General features: G+C 64.2%; 23 protein-coding genes. 13 read left to right on the top strand and 10 right to left on the bottom strand.

What is annotated here, in order from left to right; translation table 11 throughout:
* Positions 1–219 precede the first annotated feature (219 nt).
* Positions 220–1,098: an N-acyl homoserine lactonase family protein gene (locus AC0L2L_RS23890; protein ID WP_473581675.1), complete on the top strand. Its 879-nt coding sequence runs from the start codon at positions 220–222 to the stop codon at positions 1,096–1,098.
* Positions 1,099–1,142: 44 nt separating this feature from the next.
* On the opposite strand, the gene AC0L2L_RS23885 is transcribed toward AC0L2L_RS23890, so the two are convergent.
* The gene (locus tag AC0L2L_RS23885) at positions 1,143–1,925 is read right to left on the bottom strand and encodes an SDR family NAD(P)-dependent oxidoreductase (protein WP_473581673.1); all 783 of its coding nucleotides are present in this window, start codon (positions 1,923–1,925) and stop codon (positions 1,143–1,145) included.
* 413 nt (positions 1,926–2,338) lie between these two features.
* Here AC0L2L_RS23885 and AC0L2L_RS23880 point away from each other — a divergent pair, with 413 nt between their 5' ends.
* Genes AC0L2L_RS23880 through AC0L2L_RS23870 form a run of 3 tightly spaced genes read left to right on the top strand, consistent with a single transcriptional unit; the run spans position 2,339 to position 5,878 of the window.
* Complete coding sequence (locus tag AC0L2L_RS23880; protein ID WP_473581671.1) at positions 2,339–3,277, top strand: sugar ABC transporter substrate-binding protein; 939 nt, start codon at positions 2,339–2,341, stop codon at positions 3,275–3,277.
* Positions 3,278–3,317: 40 nt separating this feature from the next.
* A complete protein-coding gene (locus tag AC0L2L_RS23875) occupies positions 3,318–4,868 on the top strand; it encodes a sugar ABC transporter ATP-binding protein (protein ID WP_473581670.1) in 1,551 nt (516 codons plus the stop codon).
* Positions 4,865–5,878 carry an ABC transporter permease gene (locus AC0L2L_RS23870; protein ID WP_473581668.1) on the top strand — a complete coding sequence of 338 codons (1,014 nt, stop codon included), beginning with the start codon at positions 4,865–4,867 and terminating at the stop codon, positions 5,876–5,878. The genes AC0L2L_RS23875 and AC0L2L_RS23870 overlap by 4 nt, the downstream gene beginning before the upstream one ends.
* A 169-nt stretch (positions 5,879–6,047) precedes the next feature.
* On the opposite strand, the gene AC0L2L_RS23865 is transcribed toward AC0L2L_RS23870, so the two are convergent.
* From AC0L2L_RS23865 to AC0L2L_RS23855, 3 genes are read right to left on the bottom strand one after another with little or no spacing between them, the layout of a single operon-like run.
* Complete coding sequence (locus AC0L2L_RS23865; protein WP_473581666.1) at positions 6,048–6,770, bottom strand: ABC transporter ATP-binding protein; 723 nt, start codon at positions 6,768–6,770, stop codon at positions 6,048–6,050.
* Positions 6,767–8,614, bottom strand: coding sequence for a branched-chain amino acid ABC transporter ATP-binding protein/permease (locus tag AC0L2L_RS23860; protein WP_473581664.1), 1,848 nt, complete (start codon positions 8,612–8,614; stop codon positions 6,767–6,769). Before AC0L2L_RS23860 ends, AC0L2L_RS23865 begins: the two co-directional genes overlap by 4 nt.
* An 8-nt stretch (positions 8,615–8,622) precedes the next feature.
* Positions 8,623–9,522, bottom strand: a complete 900-nt coding sequence (locus tag AC0L2L_RS23855; RefSeq protein ID WP_473581663.1) for a branched-chain amino acid ABC transporter permease — start codon at positions 9,520–9,522, stop codon at positions 8,623–8,625.
* 602 nt (positions 9,523–10,124) lie between these two features.
* On the opposite strand from AC0L2L_RS23855, the gene AC0L2L_RS23850 reads away from it, so the two are divergent.
* Positions 10,125–11,264 carry an ABC transporter substrate-binding protein gene (locus AC0L2L_RS23850; RefSeq protein WP_473581662.1) on the top strand — a complete coding sequence of 380 codons (1,140 nt, stop codon included), beginning with the start codon at positions 10,125–10,127 and terminating at the stop codon, positions 11,262–11,264.
* Between the two features lie 65 nt (positions 11,265–11,329).
* On the opposite strand, the gene AC0L2L_RS23845 is transcribed toward AC0L2L_RS23850, so the two are convergent.
* Positions 11,330–12,202: an MBL fold metallo-hydrolase gene (locus AC0L2L_RS23845; RefSeq protein ID WP_473581661.1), complete on the bottom strand. Its 873-nt coding sequence runs from the start codon at positions 12,200–12,202 to the stop codon at positions 11,330–11,332.
* Between the two features lie 350 nt (positions 12,203–12,552).
* Between AC0L2L_RS23845 and AC0L2L_RS23840 the strand changes: the two genes are divergently transcribed.
* From AC0L2L_RS23840 to AC0L2L_RS23820, 5 genes are read left to right on the top strand one after another with little or no spacing between them, the layout of a single operon-like run.
* Positions 12,553–13,530, top strand: coding sequence for an ABC transporter permease (locus AC0L2L_RS23840; RefSeq protein WP_473581659.1), 978 nt, complete (start codon positions 12,553–12,555; stop codon positions 13,528–13,530).
* Positions 13,531–13,561: 31 nt separating this feature from the next.
* Positions 13,562–14,566, top strand: a complete 1,005-nt coding sequence (locus tag AC0L2L_RS23835; RefSeq protein WP_473581657.1) for a sugar ABC transporter substrate-binding protein — start codon at positions 13,562–13,564, stop codon at positions 14,564–14,566.
* 23 nt (positions 14,567–14,589) lie between these two features.
* On the top strand, positions 14,590–16,707 hold the full coding sequence (locus AC0L2L_RS23830; RefSeq protein WP_473581655.1) for an ABC transporter permease: 2,118 nt from the start codon (positions 14,590–14,592) through the stop codon (positions 16,705–16,707).
* Positions 16,704–17,798 (top strand): hypothetical protein, encoded by a 1,095-nt coding sequence (locus AC0L2L_RS23825; protein ID WP_473581654.1) that lies wholly within the window; start codon positions 16,704–16,706, stop codon positions 17,796–17,798. The genes AC0L2L_RS23830 and AC0L2L_RS23825 overlap by 4 nt, the downstream gene beginning before the upstream one ends.
* The gene (locus tag AC0L2L_RS23820; protein ID WP_473581653.1) at positions 17,795–19,288 is read left to right on the top strand and encodes a sugar ABC transporter ATP-binding protein; all 1,494 of its coding nucleotides are present in this window, start codon (positions 17,795–17,797) and stop codon (positions 19,286–19,288) included. The genes AC0L2L_RS23825 and AC0L2L_RS23820 overlap by 4 nt, the downstream gene beginning before the upstream one ends.
* Before the next feature lie 39 nt (positions 19,289–19,327).
* Here AC0L2L_RS23820 and AC0L2L_RS23815 read toward each other — a convergent pair whose 3' ends face one another.
* Genes AC0L2L_RS23815 through AC0L2L_RS23805 form a run of 3 tightly spaced genes read right to left on the bottom strand, consistent with a single transcriptional unit; the run spans position 19,328 to position 22,380 of the window.
* Positions 19,328–20,065, bottom strand: a complete 738-nt coding sequence (locus tag AC0L2L_RS23815) for an SDR family oxidoreductase (RefSeq protein WP_473581651.1) — start codon at positions 20,063–20,065, stop codon at positions 19,328–19,330.
* 28 nt (positions 20,066–20,093) lie between these two features.
* The gene (locus tag AC0L2L_RS23810; protein ID WP_473581649.1) at positions 20,094–21,461 is read right to left on the bottom strand and encodes an MmgE/PrpD family protein; all 1,368 of its coding nucleotides are present in this window, start codon (positions 21,459–21,461) and stop codon (positions 20,094–20,096) included.
* Between the two features lie 25 nt (positions 21,462–21,486).
* Positions 21,487–22,380 (bottom strand): NAD(P)-dependent oxidoreductase, encoded by an 894-nt coding sequence (locus AC0L2L_RS23805; RefSeq protein WP_473581647.1) that lies wholly within the window; start codon positions 22,378–22,380, stop codon positions 21,487–21,489.
* 216 nt (positions 22,381–22,596) lie between these two features.
* Here AC0L2L_RS23805 and AC0L2L_RS23800 point away from each other — a divergent pair, with 216 nt between their 5' ends.
* Complete coding sequence (locus AC0L2L_RS23800) at positions 22,597–23,559, top strand: LysR family transcriptional regulator (RefSeq protein WP_473581645.1); 963 nt, start codon at positions 22,597–22,599, stop codon at positions 23,557–23,559.
* A 43-nt stretch (positions 23,560–23,602) separates the two neighbouring features.
* Here AC0L2L_RS23800 and AC0L2L_RS23795 read toward each other — a convergent pair whose 3' ends face one another.
* Both AC0L2L_RS23795 and AC0L2L_RS23790 read right to left on the bottom strand, forming a co-directional pair.
* Entirely contained in the window at positions 23,603–24,040 is a 438-nt protein-coding gene (locus AC0L2L_RS23795) for an acyl-CoA thioesterase (protein WP_473581643.1), read from the bottom strand.
* A 79-nt stretch (positions 24,041–24,119) separates the two neighbouring features.
* Positions 24,120–24,980: a LysR family transcriptional regulator gene (locus AC0L2L_RS23790; protein WP_473581641.1), complete on the bottom strand. Its 861-nt coding sequence runs from the start codon at positions 24,978–24,980 to the stop codon at positions 24,120–24,122.
* A 96-nt stretch (positions 24,981–25,076) separates the two neighbouring features.
* Between AC0L2L_RS23790 and AC0L2L_RS23785 the strand changes: the two genes are divergently transcribed.
* Both AC0L2L_RS23785 and AC0L2L_RS23780 read left to right on the top strand, forming a co-directional pair.
* Complete coding sequence (locus AC0L2L_RS23785) at positions 25,077–26,414, top strand: aspartate aminotransferase family protein (protein WP_473581639.1); 1,338 nt, start codon at positions 25,077–25,079, stop codon at positions 26,412–26,414.
* A gap of 13 nt (positions 26,415–26,427) precedes the next feature.
* Positions 26,428–26,889 (top strand): cobalamin B12-binding domain-containing protein, encoded by a 462-nt coding sequence (locus tag AC0L2L_RS23780; RefSeq protein ID WP_473581637.1) that lies wholly within the window; start codon positions 26,428–26,430, stop codon positions 26,887–26,889.
* Positions 26,890–26,903: the final 14 nt, after the last annotated feature.

Genomic DNA, 26,903 nt, shown 5'->3' with positions numbered 1-26,903 from the left:
CGGGGTGGGCGGTGGGCGGGCCGCGCGTGGCCCCCTCGGTCTCGTCGGCGCTGGGCCTGGGGGGGGGGGGGGGGGGGGGGTTGTGTGGGGGGGGGGGGGGGGGGGGGGTTTTTTGTTTTTTTTTTTTTTTTTTTCCCCCCCCCCCCCCCCCCCCGCCGCGGGGGGGGGTTTTTCCCCCCCCCCCCCCCCCCCCCCTCTAGTCTATCAAGGGAGGATTGAATGGCACACTACTCGATCTGGGTGCTCGAATACGCGGCAGTGGAGAAATTCCCCTTCAGCGTCATGATGTACGGGCCGCAGCACCAGGGCACGCGCAAGCTTCCCTATGCCTATGCGCTTCTGAAAGGTGGCGGCGAAACCATCCTGATCGACACCGGCTATGACCATGTCGCCTATGGCGAGCAGCTTGCCAATGCCTACGGCGTCTCAAACTACCACGGCCCGCGGGCGGTCCTTGCCGAATGCGGCGTGAAGCCGGAAGAGGTGACCAGCGTCTTCATCACCCATGCCCATTTCGACCATATGGGCGCCATGCATTTGTTCCCCAACGCCAAGTTCTACGTCCAGAAGAGTGAGCTGGACAAATGGGTCTGGGCCCTCACGCTCGGGCCGGAATACCGGTTCCTGGTCGGCGGCGGCGATCCGGCCGATATCGTGCGCGCGGTCGAAGCGGCCAAGGAAGGCCGCATGATCTGCATCGACGGCGACCAGGAAGACGTGCTGCCGGGGATCGACGTTTATCTTGCCGCCGACACCCACACCTATGGCAGCATGTATGTGACCGTCCGCAACGACGGCACCAGCGGCGGCGAGGATCGCTGGATCTTCGCCGGCGACCTTATCTACACCTACGACAATCTGACCGGGCTCGACCCCTCAGCACCGCAGATCGTACCCATCGGCCTCGCCGTAGGCAGCCAGCACAATCTGATTTTCTCCAGCGCCGAGATGCTGAAATCGGTCGGCGGCGAGGCGCGCCGAGTGATTCCGGTGCATGAAGACCGGCTGCGCACCACATTCCCGTCGAGGCTGACGGACAGGGGGCTTCAAGTGGTGGAAATCGCCCTCGCCAAGGGCGAAAAGAGCTGCGTCGCCTGAATGGGGAGGAGCAAGGCTGGGGGCTTTGCCCCAGCCTTGAAGCGTCAGAGCTTGTCGGCGCCTGCGACGAAGCCGCCGCCGTCGATCACCACGGCCTGCCCGGTGATGAAGGACGCGGCGTCCGACGACAGGAAAAGCACGAGCTGCGCGATTTCGGACGGGTCGCTGATCCGGCCCATCGGGATCATCGGCAGCACCGTGTCCTTGGCGCTTTGCTCGCTGCCGAACATGCCGCGCAGCAGCGGCGTCATCACCGAGCCGGGCGCGATGGCGTTGACGCGGATGTTCTTGCGCGCGACTTCAAGCGCCACCGAGTTGGTGAGGCCGATCACGCCCCATTTGCTGGCGCAATAGACAGCGGTGGTAGCAAAGCCCATGACGCCGAACAGCGACGAGGTGTTGACGATCGCGCCGCCGCCCTTGGCGGTCATATGCGGGATCTGGTGCCTCAGGCCGTTGAAGATGCCGCGCAGATTGACGTCCATCAGCAGGTCGTAATCTTCGTCCTCGAGCTCATGCACGGGCGCGGTCTTGCCCGGCACCCCGGCATTGTTGAAGGCGATGTCGATGCGCCCGAAGCGGTCGAAAGCGTGCTTGTGCAGGGCCGCCATCGCCTTGCTGTCGCGAACGTCGGTCTCTTCGAACTCGATCTCGACGCCAAGCGATTTGACCTCTCCCCTCAGGCTTTCTCCGGATTCCGCGCCGATGCCGGAAACATAGAGATTGGCTCCGGCCTTGGCGAAGGCCAGCGCCGTTGCCCGCCCGATGCCGGTTGTCCCTCCTATCAGGATGACGTTCTTTCCGGAAAAGTCATAGGCCACTTTCATGTCTGCTCCCATCTCGCTCGAGCTGTTACGCGCTCGCAGCGCTCTCCGTTTCGGCAGCCTCAGCCATAGCTCTAGCTTGATACCGATAACAAGAAAAATCAGCTTAGCAATGCGATCTTGTCCGTTTCAAATCACATGTGGCGGCGCAAAGGCGAATTTCACGCAGCGACGATGCTGGCTATTGCCGGCTTGCTAAAACTGCCATATGGTACCGGTACCAAGATTAAGCAGCGGACGTCTCCGTCTCATGTTGGCTCACGGGAGCCGCTAGCGGGGTCTGGCATGCAAGCGGCCGATAGGGGTGCCCAACGGATACGGCAAGCCGGTGTCCTGGCGCCCCTGGTCGGAGTCCGAGGAGAGGGAACGGTCGGCTCACCATGGGCCGACACCAACGGGAGAGGAGGATTTCCCAGATGAAAAGGCTTTTGCTTGCCTTACTGACCGCCGGAACGATGATCGTTTCAACTGCCGTGCAGGCGCAGGACCACAAGACGCTTGGCATTGTCGCACTGCTGGCCAACGATGCGCTCAACATCGCGGTCATCGGCGGGGCGACGGACGCTGCCAAGGCCGCCGGCTGGGATGTCAAGGTGACCGACACCCAGGCCAGCGCCGATCAGGCCAATGCGGCGATGAATTCCTTCGCGGCCCAGCATGTCGGTGCCATCTTCGTGCTGGCCTTCGCCAGCAGCTCGATCGGTTCCGGCCTGGCGGCCGCGCGCGACGCGCATATCCCTGTCGGCACCTGGGGTGGCGAGATCGTCCCCGGCATCGTGGCGACGACCAGCGGCCGGCAGGTCGGCGACGATTCGGTGAAATTCCTCCTGGAGAAGGCCGGCGACAAGGCCGGCGTGCTGGCAATGACTTTCCATCCGGGCAAGCTTTGCATCGACCGCGGCGTGGCCTTCGATGAAGGCGTCAAGGGCAAGTCGGGTATCAAGGTGGACTACAGCGAAGTGGTTGCTCCCGGGCAGGTCCAGTTCGGCAATGCCACGGCCGCGGCCTGGCTCACCGCGCATCCGGCCGGTGGTGACACGCCGCTCGCGATCTGGTCGTGCTGGGACGAACCGATGCAGGGCGCCGTGGCGGCTCTGCGCCAGGCCGGCCGCACCGACGTGACCACCGTGTCGATCAACGGCAGCGCCCAGGCTCTGCAACTGGTCAAGGAAGGCGACATGACGGCCACCGTCTGGCAGCCTGCCTATCAGGAAGGCAAGGAAGTGTTCCAGGCCATTCTCGACTCCATGAAGGCCGGCGATTCGTGGCAGCCGAAGACCATCGAGATCCCCGGCGTGGTGGTGACCAAGGACAATGTCGACAAGTTCATGGCCGAACATCCCAATGGCATGTGAGACAAACCGGTCGGGCCGCTCCGCCAAACGGAGCGGCTAGGTGTCGGCGACCGTTTCGACCGCCGATGCATGGATGCATATCCGCGGCCTGACCAAATCATTCGCAGGTGAACTTGCGCTCGACCGCGCCGACCTCGACATCGAGCGCGGCCGGGTGCACGGACTTGTCGGCGCCAACGGCGCCGGCAAGTCGACCCTGATCCGTTGTCTCGCCGGCGTCACCAGTCCGGACCAGGGTAGCGTGACGATCGCGGGCAACGAGCTTCAGATGGGCTCGCCGCAGGCTTCCGAGCGCGCCGGGCTTGCCTTCATCCATCAGGAATTGAATTTGATTCCGCATTTCAGCGCCCTGCAGAACATGCTGCTCGGCGCGCCGAAGGCGACGCGGTTCGGCATGATCGACTGGAAGCGTTCAGGCGTTGCAGCCCGCGCCGCGGCCGAGCGCGTCGGTATCCGGTTTCCGCTCGATACGAAAGTCTCCGAGCTGTCGGTCGCCCAGCGCTGGCTGGTCATGATCAGCAAGGCGCTCACCCGCGATGCCAGCATGATCGCGATGGACGAACCGACAGCCTCGCTCTCCGAGCCGGAAAGCGAGCAGCTCTTCGCCATCGTCCGCGATCTCGCGGCCCAGGGGGTTGCGATCCTCTATGTGTCGCATCGGCTGGAGGAGGTGCTGCAGCTTTGCGACAGGATCACCGTCCTGCGCGACGGTCGCATCGTCAGCCAGGCCGAGCGTGGCGCGCTGGACAAGAAGGGACTTGTCCGCGCCATCATCGGCCATGCCATCCGCACGCCGGACGAGCGCGACCGGCTCGCTGCCGACCGCAGCCGGCAGCCGGTCTTTTCCGCCCGCGCCATTGCCTGGAAGCAGGCGGTGAAGGAGGTGAGCCTCGATCTATACAAGGGCGAGGTTCTGGCGCTGGGCGGGCTGGTTGGCGCCGGCCGCACCGAATTCGCTCATCTTGTCGCCGGTCTCGCTCGTCCCGAGGCCGGCCATTTCGAATTGGAGGGCGATCGGCTCGTTGTCGCCAACGTGTCCGAGGCGGTGAAGGCGGGCGTCGCGCTGGTGCCGGAGGAGCGCCGCTCGCAAGGCGTCATGCTGCAGCAATCCGTTGCCTTCAACATCAACATCTCGACATTGAAGCAATTGCGCAGCGTCCCCGGTCTTCCATTCCTTTCCGACGCAAAGAGCCGGCGGCAGGCGCAAAGCCTCGTTGCCCATCTCGGCATCAAGACGCCGGGCGTCACTGCCAAGATCGCCGGCCTTTCCGGCGGCAACCAGCAGAAGGCGTTGATCGCGCGCTGGCTGAACGCGGGCACGAAGCTGCTGATCCTCGACGAGCCGTCGCGGGGCGTCGACGTCGGCGCGCGCGAGGAGATCCACGACGCCATCCGCGCTCTTGCCCGCTCCGGCGTAGGCATCCTGGTGATCTCCTCGGACGTCGAGGAAATCGCTCTGCTGGCGGACCGCGTCCTGGTGATGCGCGAGGGCCGCATCACCGGCGAGCTTACCGGCGCCGACATCACCGAGGCTCGCATCATCGAGCTCAGCTACCAAGACGCACGTGACGATCAAGGAGAAGCCGCATGACGGCCGAGACTGTGCCAGCGGCAAAGGAAGCGCCGCAGCCCCGCAAATCCTCATGGAAGCGGACCGCGCTGATCGGCCTGTCTCGCTACGGGACGATCATCGGGCTGCTGCTGATGGTGCTGTTCTTCTCGATCAATGCACCAGGCATTTTCCTGTCGCGCGCGAACTTCCTCAATATCCTGAGCCAGGCATCGCTGACCGCGATCATCGCCAGCGGCTTGACCTACACGCTTGTGGTCGGCGAGTTCGATCTCAGCATCGGCTATGTCGCGAGCTTCGTCGGCCTCATCGTGACCGGGCTGATGGCCTATGAAGGCTTTCCGATCTGGCTGAGCATCGGGTGCGCCCTGGCTCTCGGCGCAGGTATCGGCATCATCAATGGCCTGCTCGTGACCAAGGTCAGGATCAACGCCGTGATCTCGACGCTTGGCATCGGGACGATGCTGACGGGCCTCGGCTTCACCTACAGCGCCTTTCCGATCGCCACTGGCATCCCGCGTGCCTTCACCGATATCTCGCTCGGCCGGATCGTCTTCGGCCTGCCCAACCCGGTGATCATCATGGTCGTGGTGCTGCTGGCGCTCTGGATCGTGCTCAACAAGACCGACATCGGACAGAAGATGCAGGCGGTGGGCAGCAACATGGAGGCGGCCCGGCTGTCGGGCATCCGCGTCGACCGCATCAAGATTTTTGCCTTCGCCACGGCCGGCTTCTGCGCCGCGCTCACCGGCACGCTGCTGTCGTCGCTGCTCGGCAGCGGCACGCTGGCCGCCGCCGACGGCTATTTGCTCGACGCCTTCGCCGCGGTGTTTCTGGGTTCCGCCACCTTGCGCGAGGGCGAATTCCACATCACCGGAACGCTGGTCGGCGTGCTGATCCTGGCGGTCGGCTTCAACGGGCTCAGCATCTTCGGTGCGCCCACTCATTTCCAGCCCATCTTCAAGGGCGGGATACTGGTCCTCGCCGTCGGCATGTCGGCGCTCGCCCGGCGCTACGCCGCTTCCGCCTGACGAGCGATGAGCCTCTCGAGGAATCGAACGGGCTAGATCGGCCAGCGGTTCAAACGTCGAGCCGCTAAAGCGCGTCGCGTCGAAACGGATTCAGGCGACGCGCTTTTAAGCCCTTGTTTTGATGCATGTCGTTCTCCCAAAACCGCTGCGCACTTTTGGGCGACATGCATTAGCCGAGATATTTGTTGAGGATCGACATGCCGCCGGAGCGTATCGTCTCCGGCTTCAACTCGTCGACGATCTCGCCATGCGTCATGACGTAGAGCCGGTCGCAGACCCGGGTTGCGACGTCGGTGCGCTGTTCGACCAGAAGCAGCGACGCGCCGCGTTTGCGCAGTTCCAGCATCGCCTTCACCACGAGATCGACAGCAACCGGAGAAAGCGCCACCGAGGGTTCGTCGAGCAACATGATCTCGGGGTCGCTCATCAGCATGCGGCCGATCGCAACCATCTGCTGCTCGCCGCCGCTCAGGAAAGACGACAGCCGTTGGCGGTAAGCCTTGAGGACCGGGAAGAGATCATAGACCGAAGCGAGCAAGGTCTGGGTGCGAGCCCGGTCATGGCGCAGATGCAAGGCCCCCAGAAGCAGATTGTCCTCCACCGACTGATCGAGGAACAGGCGACGTCCCTCGGGCGCGATCGCGGCCAGCCCGCGCGCGATGCGATGGGTGGGAAGCGCCGAGACGTCGGTGGCGCCGATCCGGATCAGACCGCGCCGCTGTTTGACAAGGCCCATGATCGCGCGCAGCACCGTGGTCTTGCCGGCGCCGTTCGGGCCGAGCAAGGCGACGGCTTCGCCCTTGCCGACGCGGAGCGCCACGTCGCGCACCACATCGAAGCGGCCGTAGCCGGCGCTCAACGAGTTGATTTCGAGAGTGGGCTGTTCGCTCATTCGCCGAGATACACCTGTCTTACCACCGGGTCGGCGCGCACTTCGTCGGCGGAACCGGTGAGGATCACTTCGCCGGCGTTGAGCACGGTCACGCGATCGCAAAGCGGAAACAGGAAGCGCGTCTGGTGCTCGATGATGATCATCGTCACGCCCTGGGTCTTCAGATTGGCCAGGATCGCGGCCAGGTGCCGGACCTCCTTCGCGGAAAGTCCGGTCGCCGGCTCGTCGAGCACGATGATGTCCGGCCCGGCCACGCAGACCGACGCGAGCTGGGTCAGCTGTTCGATGCCGTGCGGCACGTCTGCGACCTGCCTGGCCGTCCAATCGCCGGCGCCGACAAGGCTGAGCGCCTCGGCGGCGCGGCGTTGCATGGCCGCCAGGTCGCGCCGGCCGGATGCGAGCATCGGCCAGAGCGGCGCACGGCCGACAATGCGCGGCACGCGATCGAAGAGCCCGACCATGACGTTCTGCGTAGGCGTCAGTTCCTTAACCAGCTGCGCGGCCTGGAAGGTGCGCCGCAGCCCGAGCCGCGAGCGGCTGCTCGCCGGCATGCCGTCAACGCGCGTGCCCTTGAGCAGGACCTCGCCGGCATGCGGCGTCAGGCGGCCCGATATCACATTGGCCAGCGTGCTCTTTCCCGAGCCGTTCGGGCCGGTCAAGCCGTGTATGTGGCCGCGACGGACGACCAGGTCGACATTGCGCAGGACCTTCGGGCCGAGCCCGTAACCGAATTCGATACCCCGGCACTCCACGATGATCTCGGAATCTTTCGGTGAATCGGCCGTGACAGCGGTGTCGGGAGCGACGGGCAGGGCTTCGGGGACAGCGATATCCGTCGCCGGAACGATGCCGCCGGCGCGCCGTGCGAGCGCCCGGCGCGCGATGCCGACCACGCCGTCAGGCAATAGCGTGATAGCCAGGATCGAGAGCGCGCCATAGACGATCTCCTGCAGCCAGGGATTGATGTTGACGACATTCGGGAACATCGAGACGAACATCGCGCCGACGACCGGACCGATGCTGGTGTTGATGCCGCCGATCAGCACCATCACCAGCACGTTCAACGACACCGACCAGTCGAACTGGCTGGGAGAAACGACGCCGAGGAACGAAAAGAGCCAGCCGGCTCCCCCTGCCATCGCGGCCGAGACGCCGAAGACGCCGACCTTGATCGCGGCCGTACGCGCGCCGGCGGCTTCGGCGAAAGGCTCGGCGTCGCGGATCGAAAGCAGGATCGGATAGAGCGGCGAATGGCGGATGTTCCAGACCAGGCCGAGGCAGGCGAGCAGCGCCAGCATGATGCTCCACACCAAGGGCGTGCCGAGCCATTCCAGGCTTGCCGGGAAATCCGGAAAGGCCGGGCCGAGCAAGCCTTGCAGGCCACCCGTGACGGTGACCATGTCCGTCGCCAGGACCGTCAGCACCAGCGTGAAGATGAAGGTGGTGATGGCGAAGTAGAGACCGCTGACCCGCAGCGACATCGCGCCCACGGCCATCCCGATCAGCCCGGTCGCCGCCAGGACCAGCACCAGCAGGCCGAAGACGTTCCAGCCATAATCGTTGGCGAGGATCGTCGTGGCATAGGCGCCGATCCCGAAGAAGCCTCCCTGGCCCAGGGAATAGAGTCCCAGCATCCCGGCCACAAGGTCGAGGCTGATGGCGAGGATCCCGAAGACGGCCGCTACCAGCACCAGGCTCTGGAGGCCGAGGTCGGTATGGGCGACATAGGCGGTAGCCGCCATATAGGCGATCAGGACGGCGACCAGCCCGGCGGCGCGCCAGCGGCCGACGCGAAGTCTTGGAGCGGCGGCGGCGCCTGGCTGCGGATCGAATAGGGAAACCATGCTCGACCTCAGCCGCGGGTCACGGCGGCCCGGCGCGGGCGAAACAGTGGATTGCTGGTGCTGAACAGCCCCTTGGGAGAGACGATCAGGATCAGGACCAGCACGATAAAGGGAAACCAGTCCGAAGCCTGCGAATTGATCAGCGCGTTGGCGCCTTCGGCACAGACGCCGAGCAGCAGGCCGCCGAACATCGCCGCTATCGGCCGCTCGGTACCGCCTCCGATCATCATGGCGATGAAGCCGTAGGTCCCGAACGTATCGCCGAGATAGGGGTTGGCGAATGTCGAAGGTCCGATGAGCAAGCCTGCGATCCCGGCGTAGACGGCCGAGACCGCGAAGGCGACGATGGCGACGACCGTGGTGTTGGCGCCGATGGCCGACGCCATCTCGGGGTCGGCCGCCGTCGCCATGCCGAGCTTGCCGAACAGCGTATAGCGCCGCACGACCTCGAAGCCGGCGGCAAGCACCGCGGCGGTGACGATGGCGAGAAGCTGCTGGGCGGTAAGCACGGCGCCACCGATCGGCAGGCTGATGCCGTTGAGGATCGGCGGGAAAGCCTGCGAGGTCGGGCCCCAGATGTAAGCGGCCGCATTCTCGACGATCACGGCAAAGCCCAGGGTCGAGACCAGCCAGCCGAAGCTGAAGCGGTTCGACAGCAGGATCGGCCGCACCGCGATCACGTAGGACAGGATGCCGATGATGCACGAGCACACCAGGCCGGCGGACGCGGCCAACCAAACCGGATAGCCGGAAGAGGCGAGCTCGGCGGTGACCATGACGGTCACCATCATCAGCTGGCCCTGAGCGAAGTTGATGATGCGGGTGACGTAGAACGAGATTGCGAGCGCCATGCCGATCAGACCGTAGATCGATCCTATCGCTACTCCGCTCAACACGAATTGCAGCACTGGTGGTTTTCCCCTCTCCCTCCGGCCGGCGTCGCCTCCTCAGCCGGGTTGATCGCCTCGCGGGAGACGCTTCCGTCGGATAGCCGCCCTGGTTCAGATGAACCATCGGGCCGGGATTCCATGTCGCAATGTCCAGCTCTGGCATTCTGCGCCAGCGCCAAAACACCTAGTCGAAAATGACCGTCCGGAAATAGCTGATGCGAGTGACATAACAGCTATGAGCGCAGCGATGGACAGCGTTGCGGAACGACGAAACGCCAGGGCCGTGAGAGTGTCCAGGATGCGTTTTCACGAGCGATCGAAACAAATAACAACAGCACCGAAAAAGTAAATAAAGCAAATGCTTATGCCGGCTTTCGGGTGCCCTTCCGCGCCGCTGAAAGCCACCTGCGGCAAGCTTCCGCGGCGACGTTTGGAAGGCCGCTGAACCGGCTCCGGACCACCGGTGCTCGCGTTGACAAGGCCGGGCAACGGGATAGCAAAATCCACCACCGAGATGGCGCGGGAAGCGCAGGGCAAATTGAGCGATCGGATTGTCGGATTATGCCCACCGATCGCAGGGAGGGAAATCGAACATGAGAAAGCTCGCGACGAGTTCTGCGATGTTGCTGGCCACAACGGCGTTCTGGGGGATCACCGTTCAGGCCGGCGCCGCGGATGAATATCTTATCGGCCTGATCGCCGGAACGACCGGCGCCTACGGTTCGACCGGTGTCGCCACGGTGAACGGGTCGCAGATGGCGGTCGATGAAGTCAATGCCGCCGGCGGCGTCGACGGCCACACCTTCAAGCTCGACGCGCATAACGACAATGCGTCGGCCACGCTTTCGGGCCAGCTCTATGAGAAACTGATGTCGCAGGGAGCGATCGCCATTGCCGGTTCGCCCGATACGGGTCCGGTCACGGCGCAGCTTGCGCAGCGCCATAAGTTTCCGACGATCGGCGTCGTCGACGATGGCGGCCTGACCGTCAACCCGGACGGTCCGACCAGCCCGCCGAATCCGTGGGTCTTCGACTTCGGCCTCAACACCTTTGCCTGGGGCGAGAAGATCGGCCAGCATGCGCTCAAGCACTGCCCCGATGGGCTGGCGGTGCTGCATGATCCATCCACCTACGGACAGGGCGGTCTGTTCGGCATCCAGCTTGCCTATGACAAGGCCGGCAAGAAGATCGCCATGGATCACACCATCACCGAGAACTGGTCTACGGGTGCGACCGCCGGGCTGATGCCGGAGGTCAACGCCATCAAGGCCGCGGGCATCAAATGCGTCGACGTCTGGCTGACGCCGCAGGACCAGGCCGCCTTCGTGCAGGATCTGCATTCGATCGGTTATGACGCCATCGTCTACGGCAATGACGAAACCAACGCCGACGACACTTACTCGAAGCTGGCTGGCGACCTTGCCGACGGCACGATCACCGCGATGCTGACGACGGAACTGCACCCGGGTCCGGAACTCCTGGCATTCAAGGATGCCTACAAGAAGAAGTTCAACGTCGATGCCACGCCGTTCTCGGCGGGCGCCTATGACAGCATCAAGATGCTGGCGCAGGTCATCAAGGACGTGAAGTCGACGAAGCCGGAAGACCTGCAGAAGGGTTTCAACGCGGTCCAGGGCTTCAAGGGCATGACCGGCAACATCGGCTTCACCGAGCAGAGCCACATCACCATCACGGCCGAGCAGGTGACGCTGGTCAAATACGATTCCAAGAGCAAGACCTGGGTCGAAGTGACCGACTGACGTCTTCGCGGGACGAAAGATCGGGCCGTCCCATCGGACCGGCCCGATCTTTTCTGATATCCGTTTTAAAGCTGAACCATCCAGGATTCGGGCACCAGGCGGAAGCCGGCGCCGGCTTTCACCAGATGCGCGAAACCGGGCAGGTGCAGGTGCCCGCCGGTGACGAGCAGCCGCTCGCTGGCGACATGCTCGAAGATCTTGCGCCGGTTTTCGTGCGCCATCGCTTCGTCGACATCGAACTCGCTGGTTACCTGGGGCCGTGGAATCTGGATCTCGGGCACGTGCACCGTGTCGCCCCACATCACCAGGGTTTCGCCGGCCGAGTCGAGCTGATAGCCGCTGTGGCCGGGCGTGTGCCCGGGCAGCGGCAGTTGTTTGATGCCCGGCACCACTTCCTCGCCATGGATCGGGCGGAAGCGGCCCCGATACGTCGTCAAAAGGGCGTCCGCCGAACCGGCATAGGGCGCGGCCGCCGCCGACTTTCCTCGCTTTTCGGGGTCGGACCAGAAGTCGAAATCGTCCCCGTGGACGACGATCTCGGCGCGCGGGAAGAGCGGCTTGCCGGCCGTGTCGATGAGGCCGCTCGAGTGGTCGGGATGGATATGCGTGAGCAGGACGGTGTCGAAGTCCGTCGGCTTGAACCCGGCGGCCTCGAGATTCTGCGGCAGCAGCCCCATGGAATAGACCGTGGTCGACCCGCCTCCGGCGTCGACCAGGACGGTCTTGTTGCCCGTCTCGATCACGAAGGCATTGACGGTGAGGCGCGGCTCCGTATGGCGGAACTGGTCGCGCATCAGACCCTCCATCTCGCTGCGCTCGGTTCCGCGCAGAATGGCCACGCTGATGTCGAGGAAGCCGTCATTGATGACGGTGACCATGGCATCGCCCACTCTGCGTCTATAGACCCCCGGCGTCTGTTTGCGCGGCTCGTCCGTCATCATTTCCTCCCGGTACGGCAGGCGTCTCGGCGCCTCCACTTGTCGGTCCACAGTTTTGCGTGATTGGCAAGGCGGAGTGAAGCGACGAGGCTGTGCAGAATCCGGATAACAGCTATGGCGCTTGTCGCATGACAGGCCTTGCCGGCGCTGCCGAACGCACACGGTCTTCAGCCTCCGCACAGCTCCGCCCGACGCCGCGCCATATGCCGATCGAGCATGAAACATAACTGATATTCCCTGGGCGGATATGTCTTGAGCCAGCCAAAAAGGGGATGGTCGCCGGGAGGAAAAGCAGGTCGCGAAGGGGGTTCGCGATCGGGCCGACAAGGCCTGGTTCGGGAGGTGGCGCAATGGCCAACGCGCGATTGTCGCAGGAGGGCGTGGTGTTCGCGCTCGCCGTTGCGCTGTTCGTGGTTTTTGCGGCGACGCTGAACAATTTCCTGACCGCAGGAAACCTGATCGCGCTGGTGCGCAGTGTCTCCATCCTCGGCATATTGGGCCTCGGCATGGGGCTGGTCGTCATCGGCCGCGGCATCGACCTTGCCATGGTGGCGACCATGGTGGTGTCGCTGTCCTGGGTGCTTTCGATGGCGCAGGCCGGCACGCCGTTCGATACGGCGCTGGTCTATGGCGCCTTGCTTGCGCTGGCCATTGGCCTGGCCAGCGGTATCCTGATCGCCTACGCGGACATACCCGCCATATTCACGACGCTCGCGATGGGCCTTGTGATGTATGGCTCGGGGCGAGCCTTCCTGTTCCAGATCGACGTCCAGAATTCGCCTGCCGGCGTCGACTGGTTCGACTTCCTCGGGCAAGGGACCTTCCTCGGCCTTCCGATGCCCATCGTTGCCTTTGCGGTGCTGGCCGCGTTGGTCGCGCTCGTGCTGATGCGCACGCGCTTCGGCCGGTTCGTCTATGCGGCCGGCGACAATGCTCTGGCCGCGCGCATCACCGGCCTGCCGCTGCGCCCGTTGATCGTGGCGCAATATGTGATCAGCGCCTTGATCGCCTTCCTGGCCGGAGTGGTGATGGCCGCCGCCGTCTCGGGAATGAGCACCCGGGTCTACAATTCGACGATGATCTACGATGTGCTGCTGGTGGTCGTGCTCGGCGGCATCAGCCTCAGCGGCGGCCGCGGCAGCGTGCGCAACGTGCTGGTCGGAACGCTGCTGGTCGGCGTGCTCCTCAACGGCATGACCATCCTCGACATCACCTACACGACGCAAAACCTCATCAAGAGCCTGATCCTGCTGCTCGCCATCACGGTCGATAGCTTCATCAATCCGAGGGACGAGCAGACTTCGCAACAGAGCCAGGGCGACATCTGAATAAAGCTTTGCAATCCAACGGGAGGAAACCATGAAATTCAGAACTATCCTGGCGGCCGGGCTTATGGCGCTCGGCCTGGCGGGGGCCGCTCACGCCGATGACGGCCTCGACAATCCGTCGCGCAATCCGTTCTACGATGGCCTCAAGGGCAAGCGCGTCGTCTTCATTCCGCTGGCCATGGGCTTCGACCTGACGGAAGGCTGGGCGGCGATCATGCGCAAGCAGGCGGCCGACCTCGGCTACACGCTTGAGATCCGCGACCCGAACTGGAGCACCGATGCCGGCACGCGGGCGCTGACGGCGCTGATCGCCGAAAAGCCCGATCTGATCATCGCGCACAATCCGGACGTCCAGTCCTACGCGCGCTTGCTGAAGCGTGCGATGGATGCCGGCATCAAGGTCGTCCAGCTCAATCTGGAATCGGTCGTGCCGACGGACTCCTATGTCGGTGCCGACTGGTCGCGCGTCGGCTATATCGAGGCGGACGCATTGGTGAAGCAGTGCGGCACGGGATCGGGCAAGTCCGGCAAGATCGCGATCATCCGCGGCCAGCCCACGGCGGCATCGGACCTCTATGAACTCTACGCCTACAAGCAGACATTCGCCAAAGACCCGGCAATCAAGATCGTGTCCGAGCAGGCCGCCCAGTATGACCCCGCCAAGGCGCGCGCCATCATGGAAACGGTGCTGCAGCAGCATCCGGACCTCTGCGGCGTGGTGGGCAACTGGGACAACCAGGATGTCGGCGCCGGCGCTGCCATCCAGGCAGCTGGCAAGGCCAACGACGTCTACGTCGTGACGTCGGGCGGCGGCAACCAGATCGGCTGCGACAACATCCAGAAGGGGCTTCTGGACCTGATCATCAGCTATGACGTGCCGCTGCAGGGCAACGCGATCAACCAGCAGATCGCCCAGACGCTGCTGTCGCCCGCCAAGGCCGGCGAGACCAAGGCTGCCTACTACACGCCGCTGACGCTGCTGACGAAAGACAACATCGGCCCGCGCACCTGCTGGTCGCTCGACCAGTTGAAGTGAGCCGGGGCAAGTCAATCAGCATCATGTCCAGCGACACCCTAGCGTCTCTGCGCTCGCGCTATCTCCCCGACCATCTGGTCGGGGAGATCATGTCCAAGCGATGGATCGACAACGCCATCCCATTTGCCGCCCTGCTTCTGACGGTGCTGGTGATGGGATCGATCATTCCCGACTTCCTGTCGCTCTCCAGCCTGTCGGATCTGGCACGCCAGTTCGCGGAATTCGGGCTTGTCGTCCTGGCGCTCACCGTCGTCATGATCTCGGGCGGCATCGATCTCTCGGTGGCCTCGGTCTTTTCGCTTGCCGTCCTGTTCTCCCTCATCGGCGTGAATGTCTACGAGCTGCCGGTGCCAGCGGTTCTCGCCGGCATTCTTGTCATCGGAATGATCTGCGGCGCCATCAACGGCGTGCTGATCGGCTATCTGCGGCTGCGCGCCTTCCTGACGACGCTGGTGAGCCTGATCATCTTCCGCTCGCTCTACGAGATCGTCTTCGTCCGCATGTCCACCTCGATCATGTCGGGGTTCTCGATGTCGGATATCTGGGTATTCATCGGCGAAGGCACGATCCTGGGCATTCCGGTGTCCCTGGTGATCACGCTGATCATCGCGCTCGCCTGGCACCTGGTGCTGTCGCGCATGCGGCCCGGCTGGCGGCTGACGGCCGTCGGCGGGGCGCGGCGATCGGCCTTCAATGCCGGGATCGACGTGCGCTTCATGGTGTTCCTCACCTATGTCGCATCGAGCACCATGTGCGCGCTCGCCGGCTTCCTGTTCGCGGCCCGCCTCGGCAGCACGGGATCCGACACCGGCGTCGGCCTGGAAGTGCAGGCGCTGACCGCCGCGGTGCTCGGCGGCACCGCAATCGGCGGTGGCCGCGGGTCCGTAGCCAAGGCCATCATCGGCAGCCTTCTGGTACTCATGCTGACCAACGGCCTGATCAATCTCGGCATCAGCGGGCCGATAACCTCGACGATTCTCGGCGGGATCCTGCTGCTGGCGGTGTTCGTCGACATGCGCTGGCAAAAGCACCGTCACCGCATCCTGGCCAAGGTCTATGTATCGCCCGCCTATCTGTCGCTGCCGCCTTCGCCGCAAGTCGATGCGCCCGGCTCGCCCTATGTGCTCAACGATCGCCTGCGCTCCGTCGAGATCATCGGCCTCGGCGAGATCGAAGGACCGGAGGATGTGATCCTCGATCGCGACGACAATCTCTATTGCGGCACGCGCCATGGCGACATCGTGCGTTTCTTCGGCCCCGATCATAAGCGCTCCGAGGTGTTCGCGCATATCGGCGGCCACCCGCTCGGCATGGCCTTCGACAAGACCGGCAATCTGCTCGTCTGCATCGGCGGCATGGGGCTTTTCCAGGTGGCGCCCGACAAGACGGTCACCAAGCTGACCGACGAGACGAACCGCAGCTGGTTCTCGGTGGTGGACGACTCGCGCCTTCGTCTGGCCGACGACGTGGACGTCGCGGCGGACGGTCGCATCTATTTCAGCGAAGCGACCATCCGTTACGAGCAGGAGGACTGGGCGACCGACGCGCTCGAGAGCCGCGCCAGCGGGCGCATCATCTGCTACGATCCCCGCACCGGCAAAACGCACACGGAAATCCCGAAACTGGTGTTCGCCAACGGCGTCGCGATGTGCTCCGACGGGCAATCATTCATGTTCGCCGAGAGCTGGACCTGCTCGATCAGCCGCTACTATTTCGATGGTCCGAAGAAGGGCAAGGTCGAGAAGGTTATCTCCAACCTGCCGGGCTACCCGGACAACATCAACCGGTCCTCCGACGGCAATTACTGGCTGGCGCTGCTTGGCATGCGCGGGCCCGCGCTCGATCTTGCGCTGCGCATGCCCGGCTTCCGCAAGCGCATGGCTCGTCGTGTCGCGCCGGACCAGTGGCTCTATCCCAACATCAACACGGGCTGCGTGGTGAAGTTCAACGACAAGGGAGAGATCCTGGACAACCTCTGGGATCTCGGCGGCCACAATCACCCCATGATCACCTCGATGCGCGAGCATCGCGGATGGCTCTATCTCGGCGGCGTCTCCAACAATCGCATCGGGCGCTACCGCTTGCCCGATGCCGACCCGAACTGGTGCGCGCAAGACGCCTATTGGGGCGCCCGTTCATGATCGCCGCGATCTGGAAGGCCTGGGCCAATTTTCGCGGCTTCGATCTCACCGGCAGCACCGTGCCGCCGATGGATGGGCCCTTGCGGCCGAACGCGAAGCTGGATGCGATGCCGGTGTTGATGGAGCTAAACAACGTCGACAACCTCACGGCGGCGCATGACGGGATACTCTGCTCCTCCGGCAACGATCTGCTGACCCTTTCGGCAACCAGCGATGCCTCGCAACTGCAGCTGAGTGCGCGTCGCCCGATGGATGGACCGGTGACCAGCATCGCCGCCTTGGGCGAAAACCTGGCGATCGCGGCCGAAGGCCGAGGAATTCTCCTAGAAGGCCTAGGGGCCGCCTCGCGGCCGCTGAAGATCGAAGGTCTCAATCCTTCCTGCGTGACGGCCATGGTCTTCGCCGATCCAACGACATTGTTCGTTGCCGTCGGATCGGATCGCCATGCAGCGAGCGAGTGGAAGCGCGACTTGATGACGAAGTCGGCGAGCGGCTCGGTCTGGCGGATCGAGACCGGCAGCGGCCGCGCCGAACGGCTTGTGGGCGGGCTGGAGTTCGCGGCCGGCCTGGCGCTTTGCGGACAGGATATCTTCGTCGCCGAAGCGTGGCGGCATCGCGTCCTTGCGCTGACGGGCGGCTCCCAACCCCGGGTCGCGCTCGCAGCCCTGCCTGCCTATCCGGGCCGCATGACGCCGTCGGCTTCGGGTGGCTTCTGGCTGGCGATGTTCGCGCCGCGCAACCCGCTGGTCGAATTCGTGCTCAAGGAGGACGAATACCGGCGTCGCATGGTCGACGCGATCGAGCCGGCCTATTGGATCGCGCCGGCCTTGGTGACCGGAAAGAGTTTCCTCGAACCGATCCAGGGCGGCGCCCGCAAGAAGCTCAACATGCTGAAGCCATGGTCGCCGACATGGTCGACCGGCCTTGTGGTGCGATGCGACGATCGCATGGCCATGCTGCGCAGCTACCAGAGCCGCGCCGACGGCGATGTCCATGGGGTGACGTCGCTTTGCGAGACGGCCGGCAGGCTGATCGCCGGCGCCAAGGGTTCGGGCAAGATCGTGGCAATCGACGACGAGACGGCGGCATGAATTCACTGGTTCAGTTGCATGGGGTTTCCAAGGACTTTCGCGGGGTGCTCGCGATTTCGGATGTCAACCTCGAGGTCCGCCCCGGCGAAATCCATGCCATCCTCGGTGAAAACGGCGCCGGCAAATCGACGCTGATGAAAGTGCTTGCCGGGGTCTATCAGCCGTCCTCGGGTGAAATGGTCCTGGACGGCAAGCCGACAGTTTTCAACTCGCCCTCCGACGCGCTCGCGCACGGCGTCGCCATGGTCTTCCAGGAGACCAATCTGGTTCCCTCCATGTCCGTCGCGCAGAACATCTATCTTGGCGACGAGAAGCTCTTCAACCGCCTGCGCGGCCTCAACATCCAGGCTCAGCGCTATCTCTTGTCGCTCAATTTCTATGTCGATCCCACGTCGCAGGTTTCCACCTTGGGCGCCGGCAAGAAGCAGATGGTCGAGATCGCGCGCGCCGTGCACCACCACGCCCGGCTGATCATCTTCGACGAGCCGACCGCTACGCTGACTCCGGAGGAGAAATTCCACTTCTTCAATCTGGCGCGCCGGCTGAAGGAACAGGGTATCGCGATCATCTTCATCAGCCATGCGCTGGAGGAAGCGCTTTATTTGTCGGACCGCATCACGGTGATGCGCGACGCCAGGGTCGTCGTCACCGACGACACGCGCAATTTCAACCGCGACCGCATCGTGCAGGCGATGGTCGGGCGAAGCCTGTCCGGCGAACTTTATGCCGAAGACAAGCGCAAGGCGCGGCCGATGGGCAAGAAGATCCTGAGCGTCGAGAATCTCTCGATGGGCAACACGGTCCGCAACACCTCGTTCTCCGTATTCGCGGGTCAGGTCACCGGCATGTTCGGCCTGGTCGGGGCAGGGCGGACGGAGACGATGAAGATTGTCGCCGGCGTGCTGAAACGCGACTATTTCCACGGCGGCACCGTCCGCTTCGAGGACCGGCCGGTCCGCTACCGCACGCCACGGCCCGCGGTGCGCGACGGCATCGTCTACGTCACCGAGGACCGCAAGATCGAAGGCTTCTTCGAGACCATGACCATCGCCAGCAACGTCCAGCTAGGGGCGCTGGCGACCGGCACCAATCCGTTGACGGCGGTCACGCCGCGCCATGCGCGCGAGCTTGCCACGGCCTGGACCAAGCGGCTCGGCGTCAAGGCGATCGATGCCGACGCGCGCGTGATCGAACTGTCGGGCGGCAACCAGCAGAAGGTGGTGTTGTCCAAAGCGCTGATCCAGAAGCCGAAGCTAGTCATCCTGGACGAGCCGACGCGCGGCGTGGATGTCGGCACCATCGTCGAAATCCACAACTTCATCAACGAGCTTGCCGACAGCGGCATGGCGGTGGTGGTGATCTCGTCCTACCTGCCCGAGATCCTCGCTTTGTCGGACCGTATCCTTGTCGCGCGGCAGGGGCGCGTCGTCGAGGAGATGGATATCGCGGAGGCGACCGAAAACCGCATCATGTACGCGGCCGTCCACTGAACCGGCGGGCCGCCGGCCGCGCGGCTCGTCAGTCCGGACCTACCATCTGTTCGTCGGCAGCACGAACATCTGCGCGATCTGGACATGCGGCGGCTGGTTCAGCGCGAACATCACGCAACGCGCCACGTCCGCGGGATCGAGCGCCATGCCGAAGCGTTCGAAATACTGGCGCGCCGCGTCCTCGTCGCCGCGGTGGCGGGCGGTAACGATGTTCGTGCGCGTCAGGCCAGGCATGATCTCGATGACCCGCAGCGGGGTCTCGGCGAGTTCGCCGCGGATGATGTCGCTCAGCATGTGCACGCCGGCCTTGCTGGCGGAGTAGGGCGCCTGCTCGGGCACGATCCGGAGCGCACTGATCGAGCTCATGTTGACGATGTCGCCGCGGCCGCGCGCGACCATGCCTGGCAGGATTGCGCGCGTCACGCGCATCAGGCCGATCAGGTTGGTCGCGATGATCGCCGACCAGTCATCCGCCGATCCCTGGTCGAAACGGATGCGGCCGCCGATATCGTGGCCGGCATTGTTCACCAGTATGTCGATGTCGCGGAATTCCACCGGCACTTGTTTCAGACAGGTGTCGACGGCCGATCCGTCGGCAATGTCCAGACAAAGCGGAAAGACCTCGCCGCCCAGTTGGGTTGCGAATGCCTGAAGCGCCTCGGCCTGCCGGTCGGCGAGCACGATGCGAGCGCCCTCGGCCTGGAGGCTCGTCGCAATCGCCCGGCCGATGCCGCTCGCGGCGCCGGTAACGAAAGCCGTCTTTCGCCGAACTGTCATTCAGACCCCCTCCCACGGGCCTTCTCGCTCAGGCTGCCGATCGCTGCTTCGCCTTTTCTTTCGTTGCGCACAGCGGCATCAGCCGACCGGCATCCTTCTTGGAGTCCAGCCTGTCGATGAAGTCCTCGATCGACATCGCCGTCTCGCTCCCCACGATCGGCGCGGCGGCCGACCTGAAGCGTTCGCGAATTTCGGCTTCGGTGGCCGGTATGACGTCTTGAAGGCCCATCGACAACTGTCGCCCGTCGCCGAGCACGACATCGATGCTGGCTCCCTGCCTGGCCGGAAACTGCGCTGTCAGTTCCTCGCTCGACGAAAGGTCGCAGGCATCGATCAGCCGCAGCGTGTCCTTGTCCCGTAGGTTCCTGTAATTGTCTTCCGACAGGCGGCCGCTGGCGAACACTGCCGCAACGCCGTAGGGAATGCTCATTTTGGCCTGCAGCGAACGCTCGAAGGGTCCGGTGTTGTCGCATCCGGGATATGCGGCTGCGGCGGCGGGGACACGGATGTGGATCCGTTCGACCGGTGCGGCATCGGGGCCGATCATCTCGACGAGTTTCAGTGCCGTCTGGCAGGCCGTCTGAGCGAAATTGCAGGCGGGTGCTGCCTTGTGATAGACGGCCAGGATATCGGCCTCGCCATCGGGGAAGAGTTCCACCGGCCCTGGCATCGGCCGGCGTGCGAACGCGGCGAAGTAACCCGATCGTCCTTCGAGCGCGTCCGGGCTGCCATAGGCGCCGGCGGCCGCGAGATGGACAGCCATCCATGCATTGCGCGCGGCGAAACCGGGATGGAAGAACATGTCCGATCCGCCGCTCTGCGGCCACTGGTTCAGGCCGGAGGACGTGTTGGCGGCAAAGGCGATCGCAGCCGCGGTCTGTTCCTTGTCGAGGCCAAGCAGTCGCGCGGCGCCGCATCCCGCGCCGATGGGAGCCACCAGCCCCGTCGGCCTGAACAGCGTCGAAAGCTCCCGATCGATCAGCATTCTGCCGAGCCGCCCGCCGACCTCATAGGCGACGATTGCCGCCCGCAACAGATCTGTCCCTGAAACCGTTTTCGTCTCGGCCAGGGCCAAAAGAAGCGGCCAGACGACGACGCCGTGATGGCATACGGATCCGGCATGCATGTCCTCGCGGACCAGTCCGTGCCCCTTGACCGCATTCACGAAGGCCGCGTCCGCCGGGGTGGCCTGCCTGGTTTCGCCGACAATGTGGCCCCCACGAGCCGGCGTCACCGCCGCCAGCGCCTGCTGGCTCGGATCGAGCGCGGACGCCTCGAAGGCACAGCCGAGGAAATCGAGGAGGCAAAGCTTTGCCTTGGCGATGGCGGTTGGGCCGAAGACTTGCGACGGCAGGTCGGCCAGAGTGTCAGCCAATTGCTTCGTGAAGGTCGCCATCCGAGTCCTCCGCTGTTCCCGCCCTTCAGCCGCGGATTTCTATTCCCGCCCATTCTTCGACGATGCGCACCATCGAGGTAAAGTCCGATTCCGGTCCGAAGCGGGCATTCGTGGCGGCGAGCATCTGCCTTACCAGCGAGCCCGCGACCATCGGTACGCCCAGATTTTCCGCTTCGTCGACGCACATGCGGACGTCCTTGTACGACAGGGCGGTGGTGAAGCCGAAATCGAACGTTCCCGGCAGCACCGCGCGAGGGAACTTGTCCTGGGTGGCGCTGTTGCGGCCGCTCGATGCATTGATGATGTCGCACATGATGCGCGGGTCCAGCCCGGACTTCACACCCATCGCAAGCGCTTCGGCGGAGAGCAGGATGACAGCGGCCGCGATCATGTTGTTGCCAAGCTTGGCGACCTGGGCGGTGCCGGCATTTTCGCCGCAGTAGAACCGCCGGCCGAAATTGGCAAGCACCGGTTCGATCTCGTCGAATACCGACTTTTTGCACGAGACCATCACCGCGAGCGAGCCGTTGCTGGCTCCGGCGATGCCGCCTGAAACCGGCGCGTCGACCCAGGCGATGCCGCGGCCGGCCAACTCCGCCGCGATGGTCTTGGCCATGCTGGGACCGGTCGTCGACAGGTCGATCACGACCTTGGCTTTTGCGCCGGAGGCCAGGCCATCGGCGCCAAGCACGACTTCCTTGACGATAGGCGGCGTCGGCAGGCTGCAGAACACCACTTCAGCCTCGTCCGCAACGGCGGCGGCCGTGGCGGCCACGCTTATGGAATTGCCCGGCAGGTCGGCGGCCGCATCCGGCCTGCGATCATGGACAATCACATGGTGGCCTGCTTCCGCAAGCCGTCTTACCATGGGCGCGCCCATGCGGCCGAGCCCAACGAACCCAAGCGTTCGAGTCTGCAAAGTTTCTACTCCGGGAAGGCCATCGTCGTTCTGATGGCCATGGGCTAGCAAATAAGCCAATTCCGGAGCGCAGCATAAGCTTCGCTCGGTGCATAACAGCTTTGCAGGGCGCCGGTTGGACCTCACTTGTCAACCATCGCCTTGTGGCCCAAACTCACCCGTTTGCCGCGTGCTTCGACAATGCGGTCCCCGCATTCGAGCCAGAGGCCGCACTTAATGTTCGATTTGAAGCAATTGCAGCTGTTTACCGCCGTGGCCGAGTTCGGCAGTTTTTCGCGCGCGGCGGTGGCGCTCTCCATCAGCCAGCCGGTGCTGAGCCGGCAGATCAAGTCGCTCGAGGACAAGGTCGGCATTGCGCTGCTTTACCGCAATGGCCGCGGCATCGTCCTGACGGAAGCCGGCAAGATCCTCCAGAGCTACGCCGTGGCGCTGCTCGAACAGGCGGTGCGCGCCGAGACCGAACTGGCGGCGCTGCGATCTAACCCGCGCGGCACGATCGTGCTGGGAATGCCGCCGTCGGTCGGCGTCGTGCTGACGGCGCCCCTGGTGCAGAATTTCCGCGCCCAGTTCCCTCAGGTGAGCCTGAGAGTGATCGAAGGCTTCAGCGGCCATCTGCTTGAATGGCTGGTGATGGGCAAGATCGACGTTGCGGTTTTGTACAACGCGCCGAGGATGAACAATCTTCTGGCCGAGCCCATTCTGCGCGATGAACTGTTCCTGCTCGGCGCCAAGAACGACCCGCACAATCTCGGGACCGGACCCGTCGATGCCGACGTGATGTCCCGTTTGCCGATGATCCTGCCGGCAAGGCCGCATGGGCTGCGGGTGGTCCTGGATCACATCTTAGGATCCGCCGGCATCGAGCCCAACATCGAGGTCGAGGTCGACGCCATGCCCTCCACCTTGCGGCTCGTCGAAGCTGGCATAGGCTACACCATTCTGTCCTATTCGAGCTGCCACAACCTCGTCGCGGAAGGCAGGATCAACTACTGGCGCATTCGCAACCCGCCGATCGAGCGGGAATTGCTTCTGGCGACATCCAGCCAGCGGCCGACCACTACGGTCATACGCGCGCTGACGACCCTCATACGCGATGAGGTGCGTGTCCTGCGCAAGCTCGGAGTGTGGGAGCCGCGCCTGCCTTCTCCAGGCTCCGATCATGTGGCTGACGCGGGGTAGAGCCACCAGGTCCTCGCTGTTCGAGGAGGACACTTAACCAGCTTCAGGCGGCGCCGCCGTGGCCTGGCGTCGCAGTCATCCAGGATTCCAGGCGCTCGAGCATCGGCTCCGTCAGCGGGGTGGATTTTCGTTCCGCAAGATTGAAGAAGACCGTTTTGGCGGCCAGCCTGGCCGCGATTTGGCCGCCATGGAGCCTGCGCATCTCGTAGTCCGTCTGGATGGATGTGCGGCCGACATTGCGGACCGCGCCATAGATTTCCACGATGACCCCGGACGCCACCTCGCCGACAAAGTCGATCTCATGCCGGACGTCCGCCCATCCCCTGTCGGCCCATTCAGGCATCGTCGGTGCCCAGCCGGTCGCCTGGCCGAGCAGGATATTGATGGCGTCATCGAAAAACGCGACGTAGAACCGCGTCGTCATGTGGCCCATCATGTCGCAATTCCAAGGCTGAACCACAGCTCTCGTCAGTAAGATCATTTTTGCTTCCCGATATTTCATCCCATTGCGTCCGCTATCTAGCGGGGATTGGTTACCTCTGGGAGAGCCAATCGATGGATTACAACGACGGCAGGACACTCCGGATATGACTGGCAAACGCCTCGACGGCTGGCGATCTCGTCGTCTCGGCAAAGGCGATCAAAACGCCGAGGCGGGATAATTTCGGAAGCGGCGCGTTGAGGATGAAGAGATCCGACGGGACCGCTTTCTGCGTCATCACGCTTATCGCCAGACCGGAGCGCGCCACGGCTATCAGGCCAGCAAGGCTATTGCTGGCATAGGCTATCTTGTAGCGCAGCCCGGCGCGGGACATGGCATCGCAGGCCGCCTTGTGGTCCATGGCATTCGATGCAGGCAGGGCCAGCGGAACGGTCTCGCCGAATTCGTGGAGCTCCAATGTCTGCTTGCTGCCGACCCAGACCATCGGCTCCGTGCGCACGACCTCGTTGGAGGCGTTCGCGTCCGGAATGGAGACGAGCGCCAGATCGACCTGGCGCGAATGCAGCAGATTGTGCAGTTCGACTGTCGGCGCCGATACGACCTTGATCTCGATATCCGGATAGAGGCTCCCGAAGCTTCTCAAGAGCGTGGGAAAGAAGGCGCTGAGGTAATCCTCCGGGCTGCCGAAGATGATCGAACCCTGCAGGCCCTTGCCGGAGAAAGCCGAAACCGCTTCATCGTGGATTTTGAGGATGCGCTCGGCGTAAGCAAGGAAGCGCTCGCCGCTGCCCGTGAGGCGGACGCCGCTACCGCTCCGATGGAACAGGCTCTGGCCGCCGAGCGCATCCTCGAGCCGCTGTATCTGCATCGTCACCGCCGATTGCGTGCGCCCGACCTGCACCGCCGTCGCACTGAGCGTTCCCGAATGCGCCGCGCGAACGAAGGTTGCCAGCAATCTGAGATCGAGGGGTGCGAGCATATCAATTCCATTGATATCGGAGTCTGATATCTATCAATTTTACTGCTGTAGCGCCAGACGCTAATCTTGAAGCCTGTGTTTTGGCGAGGCTGCGGGATGTCAAGAAATCTGGATAATGCCTTCTGGTCGGCGGCGCGAAAGCACCTCATCCGATATGGCGGCGCCTTCGAGCCCGCCATCATCGAGCGAGCCGAAGGGTCGTTCGTCTACGACGCCGATTCCCGGCCCATACTCGACTTCACCTCCGGTCAGATGAGCGCGTTGCTCGGACACGGCCATCCCAGGATCGTCGCGACGGTCCGCCGCCAGGTCGAAACGGTCGCGCATCTCTTCAGCGGCATGCTGTCCCGCCCCGTTGTCGAGCTTGCCGAGCGCCTCGCCGCGCTGGCGCCCGGCCTCGACAGGACGCTCCTGCTTTCGACCGGTGCCGAAGCGAACGAGGCCGCCATCCGCATGGCGAAGCTGGTGACCGGCAGGCACGAGATCGTCGCCTTCTCCAAAAGCTGGCACGGCATGACCGGGGTTGCCGCTTCCGCCACCTATAGCGCGGGCCGCAAGGGTTACGGGCCTGCGGCGGTCGGCTCGATCGCCATACCCGCGCCGAACAGCTTTCGCCCGCGCTTCAAGAAAGCCGACGGCTCGCTCGACTGGGCCGCCGAGCTCGATGACGCCTTCGCCCTGGTCGACAGCCAGTCCACCGGCAGTCTGGCGGCCTTCATCGCCGAGCCGATCCTGTCGAGCGGCGGCATGCTGGAACTGCCGCAGGGCTACCTCGCGGCGCTGAAGCAGAAGTGCCGCGAACGCGGCATGCTGCTCATCCTCGACGAGGCGCAGACCGGCGTCGGCCGTACCGGCGACATGTTCGCCTTCCAGCGCGACGGCGTCACGCCGGACATCCTCACCTTGTCGAAGACCATCGGCGCCGGCCTTCCGCTGGCGGCTGTCATGACGACGGCCGAGATCGAGGAAACGGCGCATGAACGGGGCTTCCTGTTCTACACCACCCATGTGTCCGATCCGCTGCCGGCCGCCGTCGGCCTGACCGTGCTCGATGTCGTGGAAGAGGAGCGCCTTGTCGAGCGCGCGCGCCTTCTCGGGGGCAGGTTTTTCGACGGCCTGTCCGGCCTCAAGCAGCGTTACGAATGCGTCGGCGATGTGCGCGGCCGCGGCCTGATGCTGGGGGTCGAGATCGTCAAGGACGGCCAGGGCCGCGAGCCCGATCACGAGCTCGGCGCGAAAATTGCCGCCGAGGCGTTCAGGCGCGGGCTGAGCATGAACATCGTCAAGCTCCCCGGCATGGGCGGCGTGTTCCGCATCGCGCCGCCGCTGACGATTTCCGAGGACGAGCTCGATCTCGGATTGCGGATGATCTCGGAAGCCATCGAGGCGGTGCTGTCCAGCGGCGCCGCCCGCGCCGGCATGGCCGCCGAGTGACAGGCAGGGACCGATGAACGAAGCGAGCATCAAACAGGTCTCGGGGGACGCGGCGGGCCGGGACGCGACGATCGGCACCATCCGCGTGCTTGTCGCCAAGCTCGGGTTGGACGGGCACGATCGGGGCGCCAAGGTGGTTGCGCGGATCCTGCGCGATGCCGGCATGGAAGTCGTCTACACCGGCCTCTACAAGTCGCCGGACGAAGTCGTGGCGGCGGCTGTCCAGGAGGACGTTGACGTCATCGGCGTCAGCCTGCTTTCCGGTTCGCATGTCCCGCTGTTCCGGGAACTGGGACGCTGCCTGAGCGAAGAGAAGGCCGAGCACATCTTCGTCGTCGCCGGCGGGGTCATTCCCGAGCAGGACTATGCCGCCCTGTGGGACAGCGGTGTCGACGCGATCGTGCCGCAAGAGGCGCGGGCCGAACTGATCGTGACGACGATCAGGAACCTGATTGCCGCTCGTGGCCGGGTATGACCGCCTTTACACCT

It is taken from the genome of Mesorhizobium sp. WSM4832, assembly GCF_055811115.1.
Note: the sequence above shows the minus strand (reverse complement) of the source record. Positions and strands in the feature narration are given on the sequence as shown.

Excerpts from the sequence above, each read along its gene's own strand:
- AC0L2L_RS23860 (WP_473581664.1), bottom strand. The coding sequence starts at position 8,614 with ATGGTTTCCCTATTCGATCCGCAGCCAGGCGCCGCCGCCGCTCCAAGA.
- AC0L2L_RS23790 (WP_473581641.1), bottom strand. The coding sequence starts at position 24,980 with ATGCTCGCACCCCTCGATCTCAGATTGCTGGCAACCTTCGTTCGCGCG.
- AC0L2L_RS23800 (WP_473581645.1), top strand. The coding sequence starts at position 22,597 with ATGTTCGATTTGAAGCAATTGCAGCTGTTTACCGCCGTGGCCGAGTTC.
- AC0L2L_RS23845 (WP_473581661.1), bottom strand. The coding sequence starts at position 12,202 with ATGACGGACGAGCCGCGCAAACAGACGCCGGGGGTCTATAGACGCAGA.
- AC0L2L_RS23785 (WP_473581639.1), top strand. The coding sequence starts at position 25,077 with ATGTCAAGAAATCTGGATAATGCCTTCTGGTCGGCGGCGCGAAAGCAC.
- AC0L2L_RS23870 (WP_473581668.1), top strand. The coding sequence starts at position 4,865 with ATGACGGCCGAGACTGTGCCAGCGGCAAAGGAAGCGCCGCAGCCCCGC.
- AC0L2L_RS23830 (WP_473581655.1), top strand. The coding sequence starts at position 14,590 with ATGTCCAGCGACACCCTAGCGTCTCTGCGCTCGCGCTATCTCCCCGAC.
- AC0L2L_RS23780 (WP_473581637.1), top strand. The coding sequence starts at position 26,428 with ATGAACGAAGCGAGCATCAAACAGGTCTCGGGGGACGCGGCGGGCCGG.
- AC0L2L_RS23825 (WP_473581654.1), top strand. The coding sequence starts at position 16,704 with ATGATCGCCGCGATCTGGAAGGCCTGGGCCAATTTTCGCGGCTTCGAT.
- AC0L2L_RS23885 (WP_473581673.1), bottom strand. The coding sequence starts at position 1,925 with ATGAAAGTGGCCTATGACTTTTCCGGAAAGAACGTCATCCTGATAGGA.
- AC0L2L_RS23850 (WP_473581662.1), top strand. The coding sequence starts at position 10,125 with ATGTTGCTGGCCACAACGGCGTTCTGGGGGATCACCGTTCAGGCCGGC.
- AC0L2L_RS23820 (WP_473581653.1), top strand. The coding sequence starts at position 17,795 with ATGAATTCACTGGTTCAGTTGCATGGGGTTTCCAAGGACTTTCGCGGG.
- AC0L2L_RS23890 (WP_473581675.1), top strand. The coding sequence starts at position 220 with ATGGCACACTACTCGATCTGGGTGCTCGAATACGCGGCAGTGGAGAAA.
- AC0L2L_RS23815 (WP_473581651.1), bottom strand. The coding sequence starts at position 20,065 with ATGACAGTTCGGCGAAAGACGGCTTTCGTTACCGGCGCCGCGAGCGGC.
- AC0L2L_RS23795 (WP_473581643.1), bottom strand. The coding sequence starts at position 24,040 with ATGATCTTACTGACGAGAGCTGTGGTTCAGCCTTGGAATTGCGACATG.
- AC0L2L_RS23840 (WP_473581659.1), top strand. The coding sequence starts at position 12,553 with ATGGCCAACGCGCGATTGTCGCAGGAGGGCGTGGTGTTCGCGCTCGCC.
- AC0L2L_RS23880 (WP_473581671.1), top strand. The coding sequence starts at position 2,339 with ATGAAAAGGCTTTTGCTTGCCTTACTGACCGCCGGAACGATGATCGTT.
- AC0L2L_RS23835 (WP_473581657.1), top strand. The coding sequence starts at position 13,562 with ATGAAATTCAGAACTATCCTGGCGGCCGGGCTTATGGCGCTCGGCCTG.
- AC0L2L_RS23865 (WP_473581666.1), bottom strand. The coding sequence starts at position 6,770 with ATGAGCGAACAGCCCACTCTCGAAATCAACTCGTTGAGCGCCGGCTAC.
- AC0L2L_RS23810 (WP_473581649.1), bottom strand. The coding sequence starts at position 21,461 with ATGGCGACCTTCACGAAGCAATTGGCTGACACTCTGGCCGACCTGCCG.